At 69.7% G+C, this 17735-nt stretch carries 13 protein-coding genes; 8 read left to right on the top strand and 5 right to left on the bottom strand.

Features of this window, described 5'->3' with window-relative positions:
- Window positions 1–62: 62 nt before the first annotated feature.
- Window positions 63–848, top strand: coding sequence for an IclR family transcriptional regulator (locus tag ISU10_RS20040; RefSeq protein ID WP_194698218.1), 786 nt, complete (start codon window positions 63–65; stop codon window positions 846–848).
- Window positions 849–879: 31 nt separating this feature from the next.
- Complete coding sequence (locus tag ISU10_RS20035; protein WP_194698217.1) at window positions 880–1413, top strand: CGNR zinc finger domain-containing protein; 534 nt, start codon at window positions 880–882, stop codon at window positions 1411–1413.
- Window positions 1414–1423: 10 nt separating this feature from the next.
- On the opposite strand, the gene ISU10_RS20030 is transcribed toward ISU10_RS20035, so the two are convergent.
- Complete coding sequence (locus ISU10_RS20030) at window positions 1424–2095, bottom strand: AMP-binding protein (RefSeq protein WP_194698216.1); 672 nt, start codon at window positions 2093–2095, stop codon at window positions 1424–1426.
- 65 nt (window positions 2096–2160) lie between these two features.
- Between ISU10_RS20030 and gabT the strand changes: the two genes are divergently transcribed.
- From gabT to ISU10_RS20015, 3 genes are read left to right on the top strand one after another with little or no spacing between them, the layout of a single operon-like run.
- Window positions 2161–3516 carry a 4-aminobutyrate--2-oxoglutarate transaminase gene (gabT, locus tag ISU10_RS20025; protein WP_194698215.1) on the top strand — a complete coding sequence of 452 codons (1356 nt, stop codon included), beginning with the start codon at window positions 2161–2163 and terminating at the stop codon, window positions 3514–3516.
- A gap of 42 nt (window positions 3517–3558) precedes the next feature.
- Window positions 3559–5262, top strand: a complete 1704-nt coding sequence (argS, locus tag ISU10_RS20020; RefSeq protein ID WP_228501463.1) for an arginine--tRNA ligase — start codon at window positions 3559–3561, stop codon at window positions 5260–5262.
- A gap of 38 nt (window positions 5263–5300) precedes the next feature.
- Complete coding sequence (locus ISU10_RS20015; protein WP_194698213.1) at window positions 5301–6353, top strand: LLM class flavin-dependent oxidoreductase; 1053 nt, start codon at window positions 5301–5303, stop codon at window positions 6351–6353.
- A 31-nt stretch (window positions 6354–6384) separates the two neighbouring features.
- Here ISU10_RS20015 and ISU10_RS20010 read toward each other — a convergent pair whose 3' ends face one another.
- Together ISU10_RS20010 and ISU10_RS20005 are read right to left on the bottom strand one after the other, a co-directional pair.
- Complete coding sequence (locus ISU10_RS20010; RefSeq protein WP_194698212.1) at window positions 6385–7602, bottom strand: saccharopine dehydrogenase family protein; 1218 nt, start codon at window positions 7600–7602, stop codon at window positions 6385–6387.
- A gap of 8 nt (window positions 7603–7610) precedes the next feature.
- Window positions 7611–9047, bottom strand: a complete 1437-nt coding sequence (locus ISU10_RS20005; RefSeq protein WP_194698211.1) for a gamma-aminobutyraldehyde dehydrogenase — start codon at window positions 9045–9047, stop codon at window positions 7611–7613.
- A 173-nt stretch (window positions 9048–9220) separates the two neighbouring features.
- Between ISU10_RS20005 and ISU10_RS20000 the strand changes: the two genes are divergently transcribed.
- A complete protein-coding gene (locus ISU10_RS20000; protein WP_194698210.1) occupies window positions 9221–10444 on the top strand; it encodes an LCP family protein in 1224 nt (407 codons plus the stop codon).
- 172 nt (window positions 10445–10616) lie between these two features.
- On the opposite strand, the gene ISU10_RS19995 is transcribed toward ISU10_RS20000, so the two are convergent.
- Complete coding sequence (locus tag ISU10_RS19995) at window positions 10617–12305, bottom strand: amidohydrolase (protein ID WP_194698209.1); 1689 nt, start codon at window positions 12303–12305, stop codon at window positions 10617–10619.
- Window positions 12306–13307: an agmatinase gene (speB, locus tag ISU10_RS19990; protein WP_194698208.1), complete on the bottom strand. Its 1002-nt coding sequence runs from the start codon at window positions 13305–13307 to the stop codon at window positions 12306–12308.
- A 193-nt stretch (window positions 13308–13500) separates the two neighbouring features.
- Between speB and ISU10_RS19985 the strand changes: the two genes are divergently transcribed.
- Window positions 13501–14901 (top strand): aspartate aminotransferase family protein, encoded by a 1401-nt coding sequence (locus tag ISU10_RS19985; RefSeq protein ID WP_194698207.1) that lies wholly within the window; start codon window positions 13501–13503, stop codon window positions 14899–14901.
- 110 nt (window positions 14902–15011) lie between these two features.
- Window positions 15012–17222: an RNA polymerase recycling motor ATPase HelR gene (gene helR / locus ISU10_RS19980; RefSeq protein WP_194698206.1), complete on the top strand. Its 2211-nt coding sequence runs from the start codon at window positions 15012–15014 to the stop codon at window positions 17220–17222.
- Window positions 17223–17735: the final 513 nt, after the last annotated feature.

Below are 17735 nucleotides of genomic sequence, written 5' to 3'. Positions count from 1 at the left end.
CGAAGGGTTCTCCCATGGTGAGCAATACGCAACTGGTTGCAACAGACGCAACTGGCGCCGCCATGCCGGCCCCCGGCCCGTCCACCAGCATCCAGTCGATCGAGCGGGCAGCGGTCCTGCTGCGCGCGGTCGCCGCCGCCTCGGGACCGGACGCCACGGCCACGGCATTGGCCGAGAAGGTCGGGCTCAACCGCACCACCACGTGGCGGATCCTGACGACCTTGGAGCACCAACGCCTCGTCAACCGCGACCCCACGACCAACACCTACTCCCTGGGCTTCGCGCTGATCGACCTCGCCGGGCAAGCAGGCGGGGAGGCGCTGGTCCGCTCGGCGCGCGCCGTCCTGCGCCACCTGGCGGCGGAGTCCGGCGAGACGGCGGCGTTGGCGCTGGTCCGCGACGCGGTGCTGACCTACGTGGCCGAGGTGACCGCGGGTGCGGTCGTGGCCGCCGGCTGGCACGGTCGCTCGGTGTCGTTGCACGCGACCTCGACGGGCAAGGTGCTCTTGGCCTGGTCGGACCCCGAGGACCTCCGTCTCCTGCTGAGGCTGCCGCGAGGCGGTCGGCTCCCCCGTCACACACCGACGACCATCACCTCGCTCACCGCGCTCGAGAAGGAGCTCGCTCAGGCCCGCGTCCGGGGGTACGCCGTGTGCCGCGGCGAGTTCGAGAGCTCGGCCTGGGGCGTCTCGGCCCCCGTCCTCGACCTCGCCGGGCGACCCGTCGCCGTGGTCAGCGTCTGGGGTCCGAGCGAGCGCCTGACCGCGGATCGGTTCGAGGCCCTGGGCTCGCTGGCCGTCAAGGCGGCACGCGAGATCGAAGGACGGCGCAGCGCGCCTCCGGCGTGATCGAGTGGTCGATCGCTTGTAAGGTGTCAGCGTGGTCTTCGCACATGACACCGAGCTGTCGCTCCAGGCGGCGGTGTCGCTGGTCAACTCTGCCGAGCCGCCCGACACACTGACCTCCCTGCCCGAGCTCGAGGCGTTCTGGACCACGTTCGGCTACACCGGGCGCCACGACCGCGACGAGGCCGAGCTGGCCGCGGTGCGCGCCCTGCGGCCCCGGCTTCGTGAGCTGCTGACCGCGAACCGCGACGATGCCGTCGCGCTGGTCAACGGCCTCCTCGAGCAAGCAGACGCGACGCCTCAGCTGGTGCGCCACGACGAGCTCGACTGGCACCTGCACGTCGTGGACCCCGACCGCCCGATGGCCGAGCGGATCACCGCCGAGACCGCGATGGCGATGATCGACGTGATCCGCGCCGACGAGATGTCACGGCTGGGCGTCTGCGCACAAGACGACTGCGAGAGCATCGTGCTGGACCTGTCGCGCAACCGCTCGAAGATCTTCTGCGGCACGACGTGCAGCAACCGGGCGGCCGTGGCCGCCTACCGCGCCCGCAGAAGCCAGTGACAGGCAGGCCTCAGGGCAGCGAGAGCATCACCAGCGCGCCGTCGACGAGGCTGAGCAGCGCGTCGAGCGGCCAGTCGACGCCGTCGTCCTCGAGCACCTGAGCGACGGTGAGGACGCGGCCGCCGACGACGAAGGCATCGGCACTCGCCGCCACCTCGACGACCGGCGCCGGGTCCACACGCCCCGCGCGCATCAGCACGTCCCACTCGAGGTCGTGTCCCTCGGGCGGCTGACCTCGCCAGATCGCGGCTCCCGGCGCATCCCGCGTCGCTGCGAGGGCGGCAGCCAGCGTCGTGTCGGTGCCCTCGGCGACCACCACCACCGGCCGGTGGGTCGCGAGCGGGGCGACCGGGTCGGCGTACTCCTCCACGCCGACATGGACGGCGCCGATGCGGGCGGTGGCCAAGGCTGCGACCAGGCCGTGCAGTCCCATGGGCAGACGTGAGAGCACCCGGTCGCCCGGCCCCACGCCGCAGGCGCGCAGCGCCCCACCGAAGGCGGCGACCTCCTCGAGCAGGCGCGCGAAGCTGTGCTCGGTGCTGGCGGCCGTGATCCGGCTGACGCGCAGCGCGATCTCGTCGGCCAGGCCCCGCACGACGTGACGGTCCAGCGCGTTGAAGCAGAGGTTCAGCGTGCCTGCGGAATCCGCCTCTCCGGGGCGGTGGATCCAGTCGATCTCCACGGTCGCACTCTCTCGTTTCCGTACTGCCCTGGTGATCACCGCTACGGATTCCCTACATTTGCGGCATGACCCAGGCCCTCTCCCAGACCCGCACCGGTGGCCCCGCTCTCCCGCAGGAGCGCCGCCTCGTCACCGACATCCCCGGCCCGCGCTCGACCGAGCTGCTGGCCCGGAAGAAGGCCGCGGTGGCCGACGGGGTCGGCACGACGCTACCGGTCTTCGTGGAGGCCGCCGGCGGAGGCGTCATCGTCGATGCCGACGGCAACTCGCTGATCGACCTGGGCTCGGGCATCGCGGTGGTCTCGGTCGGCAACGCCGCGCCGGGTGTCGTCCGTGCCGTCACCGAGCAGGTGGCCGCGTTCACCCACACCTGCTTCATGGTCACGCCGTACGCCGGGTACGTCGAGGTCTGCGAGGCCCTCGCCGAGCTGACCCCCGGCGACCACGCGAAGAAGAGCGCCCTGTTCAACTCAGGTGCCGAGGCCGTCGAGAACGCCGTCAAGATCGCGCGGGTCGCCACCGGCCGCGACGCGGTCGGGGTCTTCGACCACGCCTACCACGGCCGCACCAACCTGACGATGGCGATGACCGCCAAGAACATGCCGTACAAGAACGGCTTCGGACCGTTCGCCTCGGAGATCTACCGCGCGCCGATGTCCTACCCGTTCCGCGACGGGCTCTCCGGCGAGGAGGCCGCCGCCCGCGCCATCGACCACCTCGACAAGCAGGTCGGCGTCGCCAACCTGGCCTGCATCGCGATCGAGCCGATCCTCGGCGAGGGCGGGTTCATCGAGCCGGCACCCGGCTTCCTGCCCGCGCTGGCGGCCTGGGCGAAGGACAACGGCGTGCTGTTCATCGCCGACGAGATCCAGTCCGGCTTCTGCCGCACCGGCGCATGGTTCGCCGTCGACGACGAGGGTGTCATCCCCGACCTGGTCACCACCGCCAAGGGGATCGCCGGGGGCCTGCCGCTGGCCGGCGTCACTGGTCGCGCCGAGATCATGGACTCCGTGCACGTCGGCGGCCTGGGGGGCACCTACGGCGGCAACCCGGTCGCCTGTGCCGCCGCCCTCGGCTCGATCGCCGAGATGAAGGAGCACCGCCTCGACGCCCGCGCCCTGGAGATCGGCACCCTGATCCGCGGCCGCCTCGAGAAGCTCGCCGCCGAGCACGCGGTGATCGCCGACATCCGCGGTCGCGGGGCGATGCAGGCCATCGAGCTGTGCGCCCCGGGCACCAAGGACCCCGACGCCGCCCGCGCGGCCGCGGTCTCGGCGTACTGCCACAAGTCCGGCGTCGTCACCTTGACGTGTGGCACCTGGGGCAACGTGTTCAGGTTCCTGCCGCCGCTGGTCATCTCCGATGCTCTGCTCGAGGAGGCCTTCGACGTGGTGGCGGAGGCGTTCGCCGCGACGGCCTAGTCCCATCGATAGCCTGAACGGGTGCCCAGCCCCGTCCAGGTCCTGACCGAACGCTTCCAGTCCGCGCTCGAGACGGCGTTCGGCGAGGAGTACGCCGGCACCGACCCGGTCATCCGGCCCAGCCAGTTCGCGGACTTCCAGGCGAACGCCGCGCTGGCCTTGGCCAAGCGTCTCGGCGACAACCCGCGCGCGGTCGCGCAGCGGATCGTGGACGCGCTCGACATCGACGACATCGCAGACGCGCCCGAGATCAGCGGGCCAGGATTCGTGAACCTGCGGCTCCACGACGCCTGGATCGCCGCTCAGGTCGACGCGCTCGACGCGCGCCTCGGCGTACCTCTGCAACAGCCACAGACGATCCCCGTCGACTACTCGGCTCCCAACGTGGCCAAGGAGATGCACGTCGGCCACCTGCGCACGACCGTCGTCGGCGACGCGCTGGTCCGGACGTTGGAGCACCTCGGCCACCGGGTGATCAGGCAGAACCATGTCGGTGACTGGGGCACGATGTTCGGCATGCTCATCGAGCACCTGCTCGACGTGGGCGAGGACTCACCCGAGGCGTTGCTGATGGTCTCGGACCCCAACGCGTTCTACGCCGCCGCCAACGCGCAGTTCGCCAGCGACCCGGAGTTCGCCACCCGCGCGCGGGCCCGGGTGGTGATGCTGCAGGGCGGCGACGAGGACACCTTGCGGCACTGGCACGAGCTCGTCGACCTGTCCAAGCAGTACTTCAACCGCATCTACGCCACCCTCGGCGTGACGCTGACCGACGACGACCTCGCAGGTGAGTCGACCTACAACGACGAGCTCGCCGAGATCTGCGAGGAGCTCGAAGAGCGGGGCATCGCGACGATCAGCGACGGCGCCCTGTGCGTGTTCCTCGACGGCTACCTCGGCCGCGAGGGAAAGCCCGTCCCGTTGATCATCCGCAAGTCCGACGGCGGCTACGGGTACGCGACGACAGACCTGGCGACCATCCGGCGCCGCGTGCGCGACATGAAGGCCGACCGGATCCTCTACGTCATCGGCGTGACGCAGGCGCTGCACCTCAACATGGTCTGGGACACGGCCCGCAAGGCGGGCTGGCTGACCGACGACGTCGAGGTCGTGCACGTGCAGATCGGCAGCGTGCTGGGCGAGGACCGCAAGCTGCTGCGCACGCGTTCGGGCAAGCCACTGAAGCTGATGGACCTGCTGACCGACGCGGTCTCGACGGCCCGGTCGGTCGTGGACCAGGCGCGACCCGACCTCGCCGAGGACGTCCGCGCGGCCATCGCACCCCAGGTCGGCATCGGCGCCGTGAAGTACGCCGACCTGGCCGTCGCCCACGACAGCGACTACGTCTTCGACCTCGACCGGATGGTCACGCTCACTGGCAACACCGGGCCGTACCTCCAGTACGCCGCCGCCCGCATCCGCTCGATCTTCCGCAAGGCAGGGCTCACGCCGGCTCAGGCAGACGCGACGGTCGTCGTCACCGAGCCCGCCGAACGCGCGCTCGCGCTTCGTCTGTTGGACTTCGGCGAGGTTGTCCTCCAGGTCGGCGACCTGCTCGAGCCGCACCGGTTGTGCGGCTACCTCTTCGACCTCGCCCAGCTGTTCTCGTCGTTCTACGACGAGTGCCCCGTGCTCAAGGCTGAGGGTGACACCCGCGCTTCGCGTCTCGCCTTGTGTGCCGCAACGCTTGCCGTGCTCGACCAGGGCCTCGACCTGCTGGGGATCCCACGACCCGAGCAGATGTAGGCACGGAACAGGCTGCGGGTCGCGTGGGTTGACCACCCGTGACCTCGCCAGCCCTGTCGGTCCTCGACCTCGTCCCCGTTCGCTCCGACCAGACGTCCGGAGACGCGCTGGCGGCGACGCGATCCCTGGCCCGCGTTGCCGACGAGCTCGGCTTGCGCAGGTACTGGCTCGCCGAGCACCACAACATGCCGGCGGTCGCCGCGACCAACCCGCCGGTCCTGATCGCGATGGTCGCCGCTGCGACCGAGCGCATCCGGGTCGGCTCGGGCGGGGTGATGCTGCCGAACCACGCGCCTCTGGTCGTGGCCGAGCAGTTCGCCCTCCTGGAGGCCGCGCATCCGGGCCGCATCGACCTCGGCCTCGGGCGGGCTCCCGGCACCGACCAGGTCACCGCCTGGGCGCTGCGCCATGGCGGTGGCGGCGTCGAGGCCGACGCAGCCGAGCACTTCCCGACGTACGTCGACAACATCCGCACGATGCTCTCCCCCGGCGGCGCAGGGCTCGACGTCGGTGGCCGCCTGCACGCGCTCAACGCCACGCCTCACGCCGTCAGCACACCGACGGTCTGGCTTCTCGGCTCCTCCGACTTCTCCGCGCGGCTCGCGGCGAGCAAGGGGCTGCCGTACGTCTTCGCCCACCACTTCTCCGGTAACGGCACCGCGGAGGCGCTCGCGTTGTACCGCGAGGGCTACGTGGCATCGGAGGCGCACCCGGAGCCCCGCACGTTCTTGACGGTCAACGCCGTCGTGGCGCAGACGCAGGACGAGGCCGACCGCCTCGCGCTGCCCAACCTGCTGGCCATGGTCGCGCTCCGCACCGGCCAGCCGCTGGCTCCGCAGCCACTGGTCGAGGACGCCGAGGCCCGCGGGCTCGCCGAGCAGCACCAGGCGCTGGCGCACGCGATGCTGGGTCGCTGGGTCGTCGGCACGCCGGACTCAGCAGCCAAGCAGGTGCGCGAGCTCGCCTCGACCTTCGACATCGACGAGGTCATGCTGCACCCCGTTGCGGGCGCCCACGTGGGCGCGCCCGCCGACCGGTCCCCGGCACGCGAGGCGACCCTGAGACTGCTCAGCGAGGCGCTGTCGGCCTAGCGCCGGCCGCCTTCTCGGCTGGCCTGGCGTCTCAGACCGTGTCGAGCTCCAGCTGTCCCCACGGTGAGCCGTAGGCGGTCAGCAGGTCGAGGAAGGGCACCGCGTCGAACGCCTCGGGGCCGAGCACGCCGGCACCCGACCAGGTGCCCTTGGCCAGCAGCTCCAAGGCGACCACCGGGTTGATCGCGGTCTGCCACACCACGCACTGGTGGCCGTACTCGGCCATCGTCTGCTCGTTGTCGACGACGTGGTAGAGGTACGTCGAGCGTGGTTCCCCGTCCTTGGCCGTGCCGGTCACCCATAGACCAGCACACGTCTTGCCCTTCATCCGCGGCCCCACGGTCGCCGGGTCCGGCAGCACGGCAGCCACCACGTCGCGGGGGCTGACCTCGACCCCCTTGACGCGAACCTTCTCGGTGCGGTCGAGGCCCAGGGTGTTGAGCACCTTGAGGATGTTGATGAACTCATCGCCCAAGCCGTACTTGAAGGTCGCCCGCTTGCAGTCGACCCAGCGCGGCATCAGGAGCACCTCCTCGTGCTCCACGTTGACGCACTCGACCGGCCCGATCCCCTCGGGGAAGTCGAAGACCTCTGGCTCGGAGAACGGTGCGGTCGTGTGCCACTCGCCGTCTTGCCAGATGACGGGCGGGTTGAGGCACTCCTCGATCGTGGTCCACATCGAGAACGACGGCGCGAAGATCTCGTTGCCGTCGTCGTCGGTCACCACCAGGTTGGCTCCGTCGCGAGTGCCGAGCTCGTCGATCTCGGAGAACAGGTGGTCAGCGGCGTAGCGCGCGAAGACGTCTGACAGCCCCGGCTCGACACCGATGCCGACCAGGGCGAGGCGGCCCGCCGACTCCCACTGCCCCGCGACCGCGAACTGCTCGTCGCCGAGCTTGACCCCGGTCTTCTCGTAGGGCGACTCGGGGTGCGGCTTGGACAGCGACATCGCCATGTCGAGGTAGTCGGCCCCGGCGTCGTAGGCGCCGTTGAAGATCGACATGTTGAACACCGGGTCGACGGCGTTCATCACGTGGGTGATGCCGTGCTCGCGCACGAGGGCCGCCACCGACTCCTGAGAGGACGCGTCGACCTGTGCGGCGGCGTACCGGTCGTCCTGGGCCGCCGCCTTCTCCGCACGCGAGGCGTCGTAGTCGGCGATGACGATCTGCTCGAAGAAGTCTCGGCGAGCCGCGATGGATGCGAACGCGGCGCCGACGCCTCCGGCGCCGATCAGGAGGATGCGCATCGAGGAGTTCACGCCTCGCCGAGGAAGTGCATCACGTGCTTGATGCGCGTGTAGTCCTCGAAGCCGTAGACCGAGAGGTCCTTGCCGTAGCCCGAGTGCTTGAAGCCGCCGTGGGGCATCTCGGAGACGAAGGGAATGTGGGTGTTGACCCACACGCAGCCGAAGTCGAGCTTCTTGGACATCCGCATCGCCCGCGCGTGGTCCTTGGTCCAGACCGAGGAGGCCAGGCCGTACTGGACGCCGTTGGCCCAGCGCAACGCCTCGGCCTCGTCGGAGAACTTCTGCACCGTGATGACGGGGCCGAAGATCTCGGTCTGGATCTGCTCGTCGTCCTGCTTGAGACCGGAGACCACGGTCGGCTCGTAGAAGTAGCCGGCCTCTCCCTGCTGGTGACCGCCGGTGTTGAGGGTCGCGTGGTCGGGCAGCCGGTCGACCATGCCCGAGACGTGGCTGAGCTGGTTGGCGTTGTTGACCGGGCCGTAGAGCACGTCCTCGTCATCGGGCATACCGGTCTTGGTGCTCTTGGCCTGCTCGGTCAGCGCGGCGACGAAGTCGTCGTGGACCCCCGGGCCGGCGATCACCCGGGTGGCCGCCGTGCAGTCCTGGCCGGCGTTGAAGTAGCCGGCGACAGCGATCGCCTCCGCCGCGGCCTCGACGTCAGCATCGTCGAAGACCACCACGGGCGCCTTGCCGCCCAGCTCGAGGTGCACACGCTTGAGGTCGCTGGAGGCTGACTTCGCGACCTCCATGCCCGCCCGCACCGAACCGGTGATCGCCACCATCTGCGGGGTCTTGTGCTCGATCAGCGCGCGACCCGTGTCGCGGTCGCCGCACACGATGTTGAGCACGCCCGGAGGCAGGAACTCCTGGGCCAGCTCGCCCAGCAGCGTCGAGCTCGCGGGCGTGGTGTCACTGGGCTTGAGGACGACCGTGTTGCCTGCGGCCAGCGCCGGGGCGATCTTCCAGATCATCATCATCAGCGGGTAGTTCCACGGGGTCACCTGGCCGATGACGCCGATCGGCTCCCGGCGCACGTAGGAGGTGTGGCCGGCCATGTACTCGCCGGCCGAGCGACCCTCCAGGATGCGCGCGGCACCCGCGAAGAACCGGAAGTGGTCAGAGGCGTAGGGCATCTCCTCCGACATGGTCAGACCCAGCGGCTTGCCGGTGTCCTTGGACTCGACCGCGTTGATCTCCTCCGCGCGCCGCTCGATCGCGTCGGCGATCTTGAGCAGTGCGTTGGAACGGTCCTGCGGGGTGGAGTCGCCCCAGCCCTCGAACGCGTCGGCGGCGGCCGCGTAGGCCCGGTCGACGTCTGCGGCACCCGACATCGGCGCGGTCGCGTAGACCGCCCCGGTGGTGGGGTCGATCACGTCGTAACGCTCTCCCGACACGCTGTCGACGAGCTCGCCGTTGATGACGTTCTTGAAAGCCTGGTCAGCCATGCTGTATCCCCTCGGGAAGCCTCGTGTTGGGGGGAGCCTAGCGAGGCGGTCAGCAATTCTGTAGGGCAGTCACGCACGGAAACCTCCGTCGCGGGTACTGGACAGAACGAGAACCGCACATCGACCCGCGTCGAGACGGCGGATCCCGAACCTAGGACCGCACAAGGAGTCAGATGCGCACGTCGTGGGTCAACAGGGCGTGGGTCGAGCCCACGCTCTGGGTCGCCACCCCGGTTCTGTACGTCCTCCTGCTCGCGTGGCTCTCGCTGCACGGCCACCTGGACGCAGCCGTCCTGCTGGTCGTCATGGCCATCCTCGGACTCGCGGGGGTGGCCGTCTGGCGCTGGCGCCTCGGGCACCGCCGGTGGGCCGCCCTCTTGGCCCTCGGCGCCGTGGTCGTGGCCGCGACGAGCGGCTGGTACGCCTACGCGCTCAACGCCAAGATCGCCGAGATCCCCCGGGCCGACGACGGGATCCTCAGCACCAACGAGGACCTGCGACCCGACTCGAAGCCCACCAAGGCCGTCAACATCTTGCTGATGGGAGCCGACAACGCCGAGCGGCTGGTCGACAAGCCGACCGTCGCGGAGCTGCTGGCCGACGGCACGTGGGACCCAGGCACCTACAACAGCGACACGATGATGGTGGTGCACATCCCCGCCAACAGGAAGGCCGCCTACGTCGTCTCCGTGCCTCGTGACTCCTACGTCCCGATCTACGACGGTGAGGGCGTCGAGCACGGGAAGGACAAGATCAACGCCGCCTTCCGCGACTACGGACCGTTCGGCGCGCTGCGCACGGTCGAGCAGCTCAGCGGGGTGCGGATCCAGCACATGGCGGTCATCGACTACGCGGGCTTCAACCAGCTGACGCGTGCGATCGGCGGCGTGGAGGTCTACATCCCCGACACCTTCACCGACACGCAGCAGAAGGTCACCTGGGAGCAGGGGTGGCAGCACCTCGAGGGTGAGCGGGCGCTGCAGTACGTACGCACCCGCCACGGCCTCGAGGGCGGCGACTTCCAGCGCATCGACCGCCAGCAGAACTTCCTGCGCGCCGTCTTGCGCAAGACGCTGTCCGACGGCACGATCGGCAACCCGGTCAAGCTGAGCGAGGTGCTCTCCGCGGTCAAGGACCACCTGACGGTCGACGACAGCTGGTCGACCGGAGCCTTGCGCAGCCTGGCCTTCGGCATGCGTGGCGTCGACGCGAGCAAGGTGCGCTTCATGACGCTGCCGCTCGGCGAGTACCGCACCGACCCCGTCGCCGGCGCCATCAACATCATCGACGAGGAGGCGGCGAGGCTGCTTTGGAAGGCCGTCCTCGACGACCGGGTCGGGCGCTACCTCAAGGCCCACCCCGACGACGAGCTCCCCGACGAGAAGCAGGTTGACTAGCCCCACCGCTGGTTGAGGAAGGCGCGACCACTGCTGGTTGAGGAAGGCGCGACCACTGCTGGTTGAGGAAGGCGCGACCACTGCTGGTTGAGGAAGGCGCGCTAGCGCCTGTCTCGAAACCAGCTCAACAAAGCCGCTCAGCTGGTTTCGAGACGGTTGCTGCGCAACCTCCTCAACCAGCGACGGAGTAGACCACTGAACCGTCGATCCAGCTCGACACCACCGCGGTGGCGCCGATCTCCTCGGCCGGCCGGGCGAACGGGTCACGGTCGAGGACGACCAGATCGGCAGCGGCGCCGGGCGCGAGCACTCCCGCGCCGTCGATCTCGTCGCGCCGGTTGATCCAGGCCGAGCCCGAGGTGTAGGCCGCCCACGCGGTCTCCAGGTCGATGGCCTGCTCGGGCAGGAAGGCACCCTGCTCCTCGCCGTACGCCGCCCGGTTGACGGCGACGTGCATGGCCTGCATCGGGTCAGCGGTCGAGACCGGCCAGTCGCTGCCCATCACGAGCTTCGCGCCCGAGCGGTGCAGGTCACCGAAGGGGTACTGCCACCTCGACCGCTCCGCCCCGAGGAACGGGATCGTCAGCTCGGACATCTGCTCCTCCAGACAGGCCCACAGCGCCTGCGCGTTCGCGGCCACGCCGAGCTCGGCGAAGCGCTTCACGTCGTCGGGATGGATGACCTGGATGTGCGCGATGTGGTGGCGCCGGGCCGGACGCCTGTCGTGCCGGGCCATGCCGAGGCCTTCGATCGCATCGAGGGTCTCGCGGGTGGCACGGTCGCCGATCGCGTGCACGTGCACCTGGAACATCGCCGCGTCCAGGGCCCTGACCGCCTCGACGAGAGCTCCGGCCTCGACGAACGAGTGACCGAGGTTGTCGGTCACTCGGCCATCGATGTCGAGGTAGGGAGTCAGCATCGCGGCAGTGAAGTTCTCGGCGACGCCGTCTTGCATGATCTTGACCGCGCGGGCCTGGAAGCGCCCGCCGGACAAGGCCTCGCGCCGCGCCTGGAGCTCCTCGACCTGTTCGACGCCACGGCTGCGCTCCCACCAGAGGGCACCCACGACGTGGGAGCGCAGGTCGCCGTTGGCGGCCGCCTTGACGTAGGTCGCGCCCGGGTCGTCCATGCCGGAGTAGGCGCCGACGATGGCGTCCTGCCATGCGGTGACCCCGACCGAGTGCAGGTAGCGCTGGCCCTCCAGCAGCCCCGCGTAGTAGTCGTCGCCGGTGGCCGCCGGTGCGTGCCGGGAGACCAGCGCCATCGCGCCCTCGTGGAGGGTGCCGGTGGGGCGCCCGTCGGCGTCCCTCTCGATCCGCCCGTCGTCCGGGTCAGGGGTGTCACGGTCGATCCCCGCCACCTCCAGCGCGCGGGAGTTGACCCACGCACCGTGGTGGTCGCGATTGGGCAGGAACGCGGGGCGGTCCGGCACGACGGAGTCGAGGTCGGCGGCAGTGGGGGTGCCGCCCGGGAAGGCCGGCATCGACCATCCGCCACCCAGCACCCACGAGACGTCAGGGTGGGAGTCGGCATAGGACTTGATCGCCGCGAGGTACTGCTCGCGCGTCGAGTGCTCGGAGATGTCGCAGCGCAGTCGCTCCAGCCCACCTTGGATCGGGTGGCAGTGCGCGTCGGTGAAGCCCGGGCTCAGCAGGCCACCCGCCAGGTCGACCACCTCGCTCCCGCCGGTCGAGGAGGGCGCGCTGGCGCTTCCGCTGGTTGAGGAAGGCGCGCTGGCGCCTGTCTCGAAACCACCGGGAGCGACCAGGACGACCCTTCCGTCCTCGACCAGCACATCGGCTCGCCCGAGGTAGGCGTGCCCGTCGAAGACGGCTCCGTTGACGAAGGCGGTCGTGGCCATTCAGCGTCCTTCCAACAGGGGTCCGGCGGGGTCGTGCGAGATGCCGTGCTTGCGAGCAGCCAGGCCCGACAGGGCCTCCAGGCACACACGGTTGGCGAGGAACGTGGTGATCTCGGCGTGGTCGTAGGGAGGCGAGACCTCGACCACGTCGATACCGGCGACGGGCAGCTCGCGGCAGATGCGGCGTACGGCGTCGAGGAGCTGACGCGAGGAGAGCCCACCCGGCTCGGGTGTCCCCGTGCCCGGCGCGTGTCCGGGGTCGCACACGTCGATGTCGACCGAGAGGAAGACCGCGTCGCAGTCGTCCAGCGCGATCTCGAAGGCCTCGTCGAGGCACTCCTCGAGGCCGCGCTTGCCGATCTCGGTCATCTCGTAGGAGCGCATCTTCTGCTGCGCCATCCAGCTCAACGTCTCGGGGCCCGGCCAGTAGCCGCGCAGACCCATCTGGAGGAACCTGTCGCCGCGCAGCGCGCCGGACTCGATGAGGCGGCGCATCGGCTGGCCATGACCGTAGAGCGAGCCGAACTCGATGTCACCGGTGTCGGCGTGCGCGTCGAAGTGGATCATCGAGACCCGCCCGTATCCCAGGTGCCGCGCCACCCCGGTGGCGTCGGGAAGCGCGATGGAGTGGTCCCCGCCCAGTACGAGGGGTACGGCGTCGGCGGACGCGACGGCGTACACCGCGTCCTCGAGCGCGTGCAGCGCCCGCTCGATCTCGCCCGGCGGCATCTCGACGTCGCCCGCGTCGACGACGCGGATGTCTTGGAGCGCGTCGACGCGCAAGGCCATATGGGGTCGCGAGCCGTCTTGTGGCAGGTAGTCGGTCCCCCGGATCGCCATCGGGCCGAAGCGGGTGCCGGGCCGGTGGGAGGTGCCGCCGTCGAAGGGCGCCCCCACGATGACGACGTCAGCCGCGGCCAGCGCGTCGGTGTCCTCGAGGTCGACCGGATCCACCCCGAGGAAGGTGATATCGGGTCCGAACTGGGCGCCGTACCGGGTCATGGGCTGTTCCTACCAGGGTCGGGGGGCCCGGCGCACGCTTCGGATTTCGTTTCGAAACGGCCACACGACTACTGATTCGCTTGGCGTTCCTCGGTTGTGAGCGGCATGATGGGCCTGAAGACCTACCGTTTCCTATATCCGGCGTCACCACCTCCGACGACCTGCAAGGACACCGATAACCGTGTCGAGCGACATGCCCGCCTTCTACGATGACGACGAATTCGCCCGCCTCCAAGCCGCGGGACGTGACCACCTCTGGCTGCACTTCTCGCGCCACTCCGTCTACGAACAGGGCGAGATGCCCGTGATCGTCAAGGGCGAGGGTGCCTACCTCTACGACGCGAAGGGCAAGCGCTACCTCGACGGTCTGGGCGGCCTGTTCGTCAACCAGCTCGGTCACGGGCGCACCGACATCGCCGAGGCGGCCGCCAAGCAGGCGGCCCAGCTGGCGTTCATGCCGCTGTGGTCCTACGCCCACCCGATGGCCATGGAGCTCGCCGAGCGGGTCGCCGGCTACGCGCCCGGAGACCTCAACCGGGTCTTCTTCACCAGCGGAGGCGGCGAGGCCGTCGAGTCCGCGTGGAAGCTCGCCAAGAACTACTTCAAGTTGACGGGCAAGCCGACCAAGCACAAGGTGATCAGCCGCACGATCGCCTACCACGGCACCCCGCAAGGCGCCCTGTCGATCACCGGCATCCCGACGATGAAGCAGGCCTTCGAGCCGCTGGTGCCCTCGACCTTCCGGGTGCCCAACACCAACTTCTACCGGGCGCCGGAGCGCTTCCAGACCGGCGCTGCTGGTGATCTGGAGGCCTTCGGGCGCTGGGCGGCCGACGAGATCGCCGTGGCGATCGAGAACGAGGGCCCCGACACGGTGGCCGCCGTCTTCCTCGAGCCCGTGCAGAACTCCGGCGGCTGCTTCCCGCCCCCGCCCGGCTACTTCCAGCGCGTTCGCGAGATCTGCGACGAGTACGACGTGCTGCTGGTCAGCGACGAGGTGATCTGCGCCTTCGGCAGACTGGGCTACTGGTTCGGCGCCGAGCGCTACGGCTACCAGCCCGACATCATCACCTGCGCCAAGGGCATCACCTCGGGCTACTCCCCCTTGGGCGCGATGATCGCCAGCGACCGCCTGATGGCGCCGTTCCTGGAGGGCCACACCTCGTTCCTCCACGGCTACACCTTCGGCGGCCACCCCGTCTCCTGCGCGGTCGCGATGGCCAACCTCGACGCGTTCGAGAACGAGAAGGTGCTCGAGCACGTCCGCGACAACGAGGGCGCGTTCCGGGCCACGCTCGAGCAGCTCAACGATCTGCCGATCGTCGGCGACGTGCGAGGCGACGGCTACTTCTACGGCATCGAGCTGGTCAAGGACAAGGCGACCAAGGAGACCTTCGACGACGACGAGTCCGAGCGCCTGCTGCGTGGCTTCTTGTCCAAGGCGCTCTACGACGCCGGCCTCTACTGCCGCGCCGACGACCGCGGCGACCCGGTCATCCAGCTCTCGCCGCCGCTGATCTGCGACCAGTCGCACTTCGACGAGATCGAGCAGATCCTGCGAGTGGTGCTCGACAAGGCAGCCACGCTGCTCTGAGAACGAGGGGGAAACGGTAGTGGCGAGGGGTCATCCCCTCGCCACTATCAACGTATAACCCAGATGGGGCCTTGCGGCAAGACCCCCGTGCGGCCTCATCATCACCCATCGTGACTCCGCTACAGACTCGCGCCTTCGACCTCCCCGACCACCTCCGCGCCAAGGACGACCCCGCACTCATCGGCGACGACGAAGCCCACTTCGCCGCGATCAACGACTCGCTCGACCAGACCATCGCCGACCTCTCCGAGCGCCTGGGGGCTGCTCGCCTCGACGTCGGCGAGAGCAGCACGGCCGCCCTCGAGCGCGACCAGGAGGTTCATCGCCTGAGCGCTCGGCTCCGCACGCTGCGCCGCTTCGGCCTCGACCTCTGCCTGGGCCGGATGGTCTTCGCGGAGACGTCCGAGACGGTCTACGTCGGCCGCCTCGGACTCTCGGACAATGACGGTGGGCGCCTGCTCGTGGACTGGCGCTCCCCCGCCGCCGAGCCGTTCTTCGGGGCGACGCACGCCAACCCGATGGGCCTGGCCTCCCGTCGGCGCTACCGGTGGACGCAGGTCACTGGTCGACCCCGCGTCACCGACTACTGGGACGAGGTGTTCACGCCCGACGGCCTCGAGGGCCACGCCGCTCTCGACGACCAGTCGGCGTTCGTCGCGAGCCTCGGCAGCAGTCGTACCTCCCGCATGCAGGACGTGCTGGCGACCATCCAGGCCGACCAGGACGCCATCATCCGAGCGGGCTCGCGCGGCACCCTGGTGGTGGACGGTGGTCCGGGCACCGGCAAGACGGTCGTCGCGCTGCACCGTGCGGCGTACCTCCAGTACGCCGACCCACGGCTGGGCGAGGGACGCGGCGGCATCCTCTTCGTCGGACCCAGCCGGCCGTACCTGTCCTACGTCGGCGACGTCCTGCCGGGCCTCGGTGAGGACGGCGTGCGCACGTGCACGCTGGCCGACCTGCTGGCCGACCTGCTGGCCGACCTCGTCGCTGCAGAAACAGACCTGGTCGAGGAGGCGGACCCGCAGGTGGCTGCGCTGAAGGCATCGGCGGCGATGGTGGGTGCGATCGAGACCGCAGTCGGGATCTACGAAGAGCCGCCGCCCGAGGGCATGGAGGTCGACACGCCCTGGGCCGACGTCTGGCTCAGCGCTGCCGAGTGGGCCGAGGCCTTCGGGTCCCCCGAGCCGGGGACCCCGCACAACGAGGGCCGCGACGTCGCGTGGGAGGCACTCGTCGCGATCCTGTGGGACAAGCTGGACGCGCCCGAGGACGGTGAGGTCTCACTCGATCTCTTCCGGAGGGCACTGGCCGGCAACGAACAGCTCACCGACGCCTTCGGGCGCGCCTGGCCGGTCATCGACCCTCTCGACCTCGTCGGCGACCTCTGGTCGGTCCCGGCGTACCTACGTCACTGCGCCCCGTGGCTGGGGCCCGACGACGTACGTGCGCTCAGGCGACCCGATCCGCTCGCCTGGACGACGGCCGACCTCCCCCTGCTCGATGCCGCCCGACGGCGGCTCGGCGATCCTCAGGCATCGCGGCGCAGGCGTCGGCAGGCAGCCATCCGCGCCGCCGAGCGCGAGGAGATGTCACAGGTGGTCGACCACCTGATCCAGGTCGAGAACGAGACCGACGGCTCGGACCTCAAGGTGATGGGCATGCTGCGCGGCGAGGATCTGCGCGCCGCCCTCGTGGACGTCGCCGGTGCGCCCGACGCCTCCCCCGACGGTCTCGCTGGACCGTTCGCCCACGTCGTGGTGGACGAGGCCCAAGAGCTCACCGACGCCGAGTGGCAGATGCTGCTCGCGCGCTGCCCCTCGCGCAGCTTCACCGTCGTCGGCGACCGCGCCCAGGCGCGACACGGCTTCACCGAGTCGTGGCACGAACGCCTGGAGCGAGTCGGGCTGCGCGACATCGCGCAGGCCTCGCTCAGCATCAACTACCGGACTCCCGTAGAGGTGATGGCTGCTGCCGAGCCGGTCATCCGGGCAGTGCTGCCCGACGCCAACGTGCCCACGTCCGTTCGCAGCAACGGCATCCCGGTGACCTATGGTCCGCTCGGCGACCTCGACACCATCGTCGCTACCTGGCTGGCTGAGCACCCCGAGGGCGTCGCCTGCGTGATCGGGCTCTCGTCGTACGTCGGCTCCGAGCGCGTGCGCTCGCTCTCACCCTCGCTGGCCAAGGGCCTGGAGTTCGACCTCGTCGTGCTCGTCGAACCCGAATCCTTCGGTAACGGCATCGAGGGCGGCGTCGATCGCTACGTCGCCATGACCCGCGCAACGCAGCGCCTGGTAGTGCTGACCAGCCAGCCGTGAGCGGAGACGCGCCGTCTCCGCTGGTTGAGGAGGTTGCGCAGCAACCGTCTCGAAACCCGGTGGGTGTCGCTGGTTGAGGAGGTTGCGCTAGCAACCGTCTCGAAACCCGGTGGGTGTCGCTGGTTGAGGAGGGCGCGCGGTCTCCGTTGGTTGAGGAGGTTGCGCTAGCAACCGTCTCGAAACCCGGTGGGTGTCGCTGGTTGAGGAGGGCGCGCGGTCTCCGCTGGTTGAGGAGGTTGCGCTAGCAACCGTCTCGAAACCCGGTGGGTGTCGCTGGTTGAGGAGGGCGCGGTCTCCGCTGGTTGAGGAGGTTGCGCTAGCAACCGTCTCGAAACCCGGTGAGTGGACAGTCGCTCGCCCGTGTCGCTGGTTGAGGAGGACGCGCCGGTCTCTGCTGGTTGAGGAGGTTGCGCTAGCAACCGTCTCGAAACCAGGTGACCGCGACGTCGGCGGTTCACTCGCGGGGTTTCGAGACAGGCGCTAGCGCGCCTTCCTCAACCAACGGGGGGGCGG

Origin of the sequence: Nocardioides agariphilus (assembly GCF_015352445.1) — a bacterium.
GTDB lineage: Bacteria > Actinomycetota > Actinomycetes > Propionibacteriales > Nocardioidaceae > Nocardioides > Nocardioides agariphilus.
The sequence above is the reverse complement of the archived record's forward strand: the minus strand, read 5'-3'. Positions and strand labels throughout refer to the sequence as shown.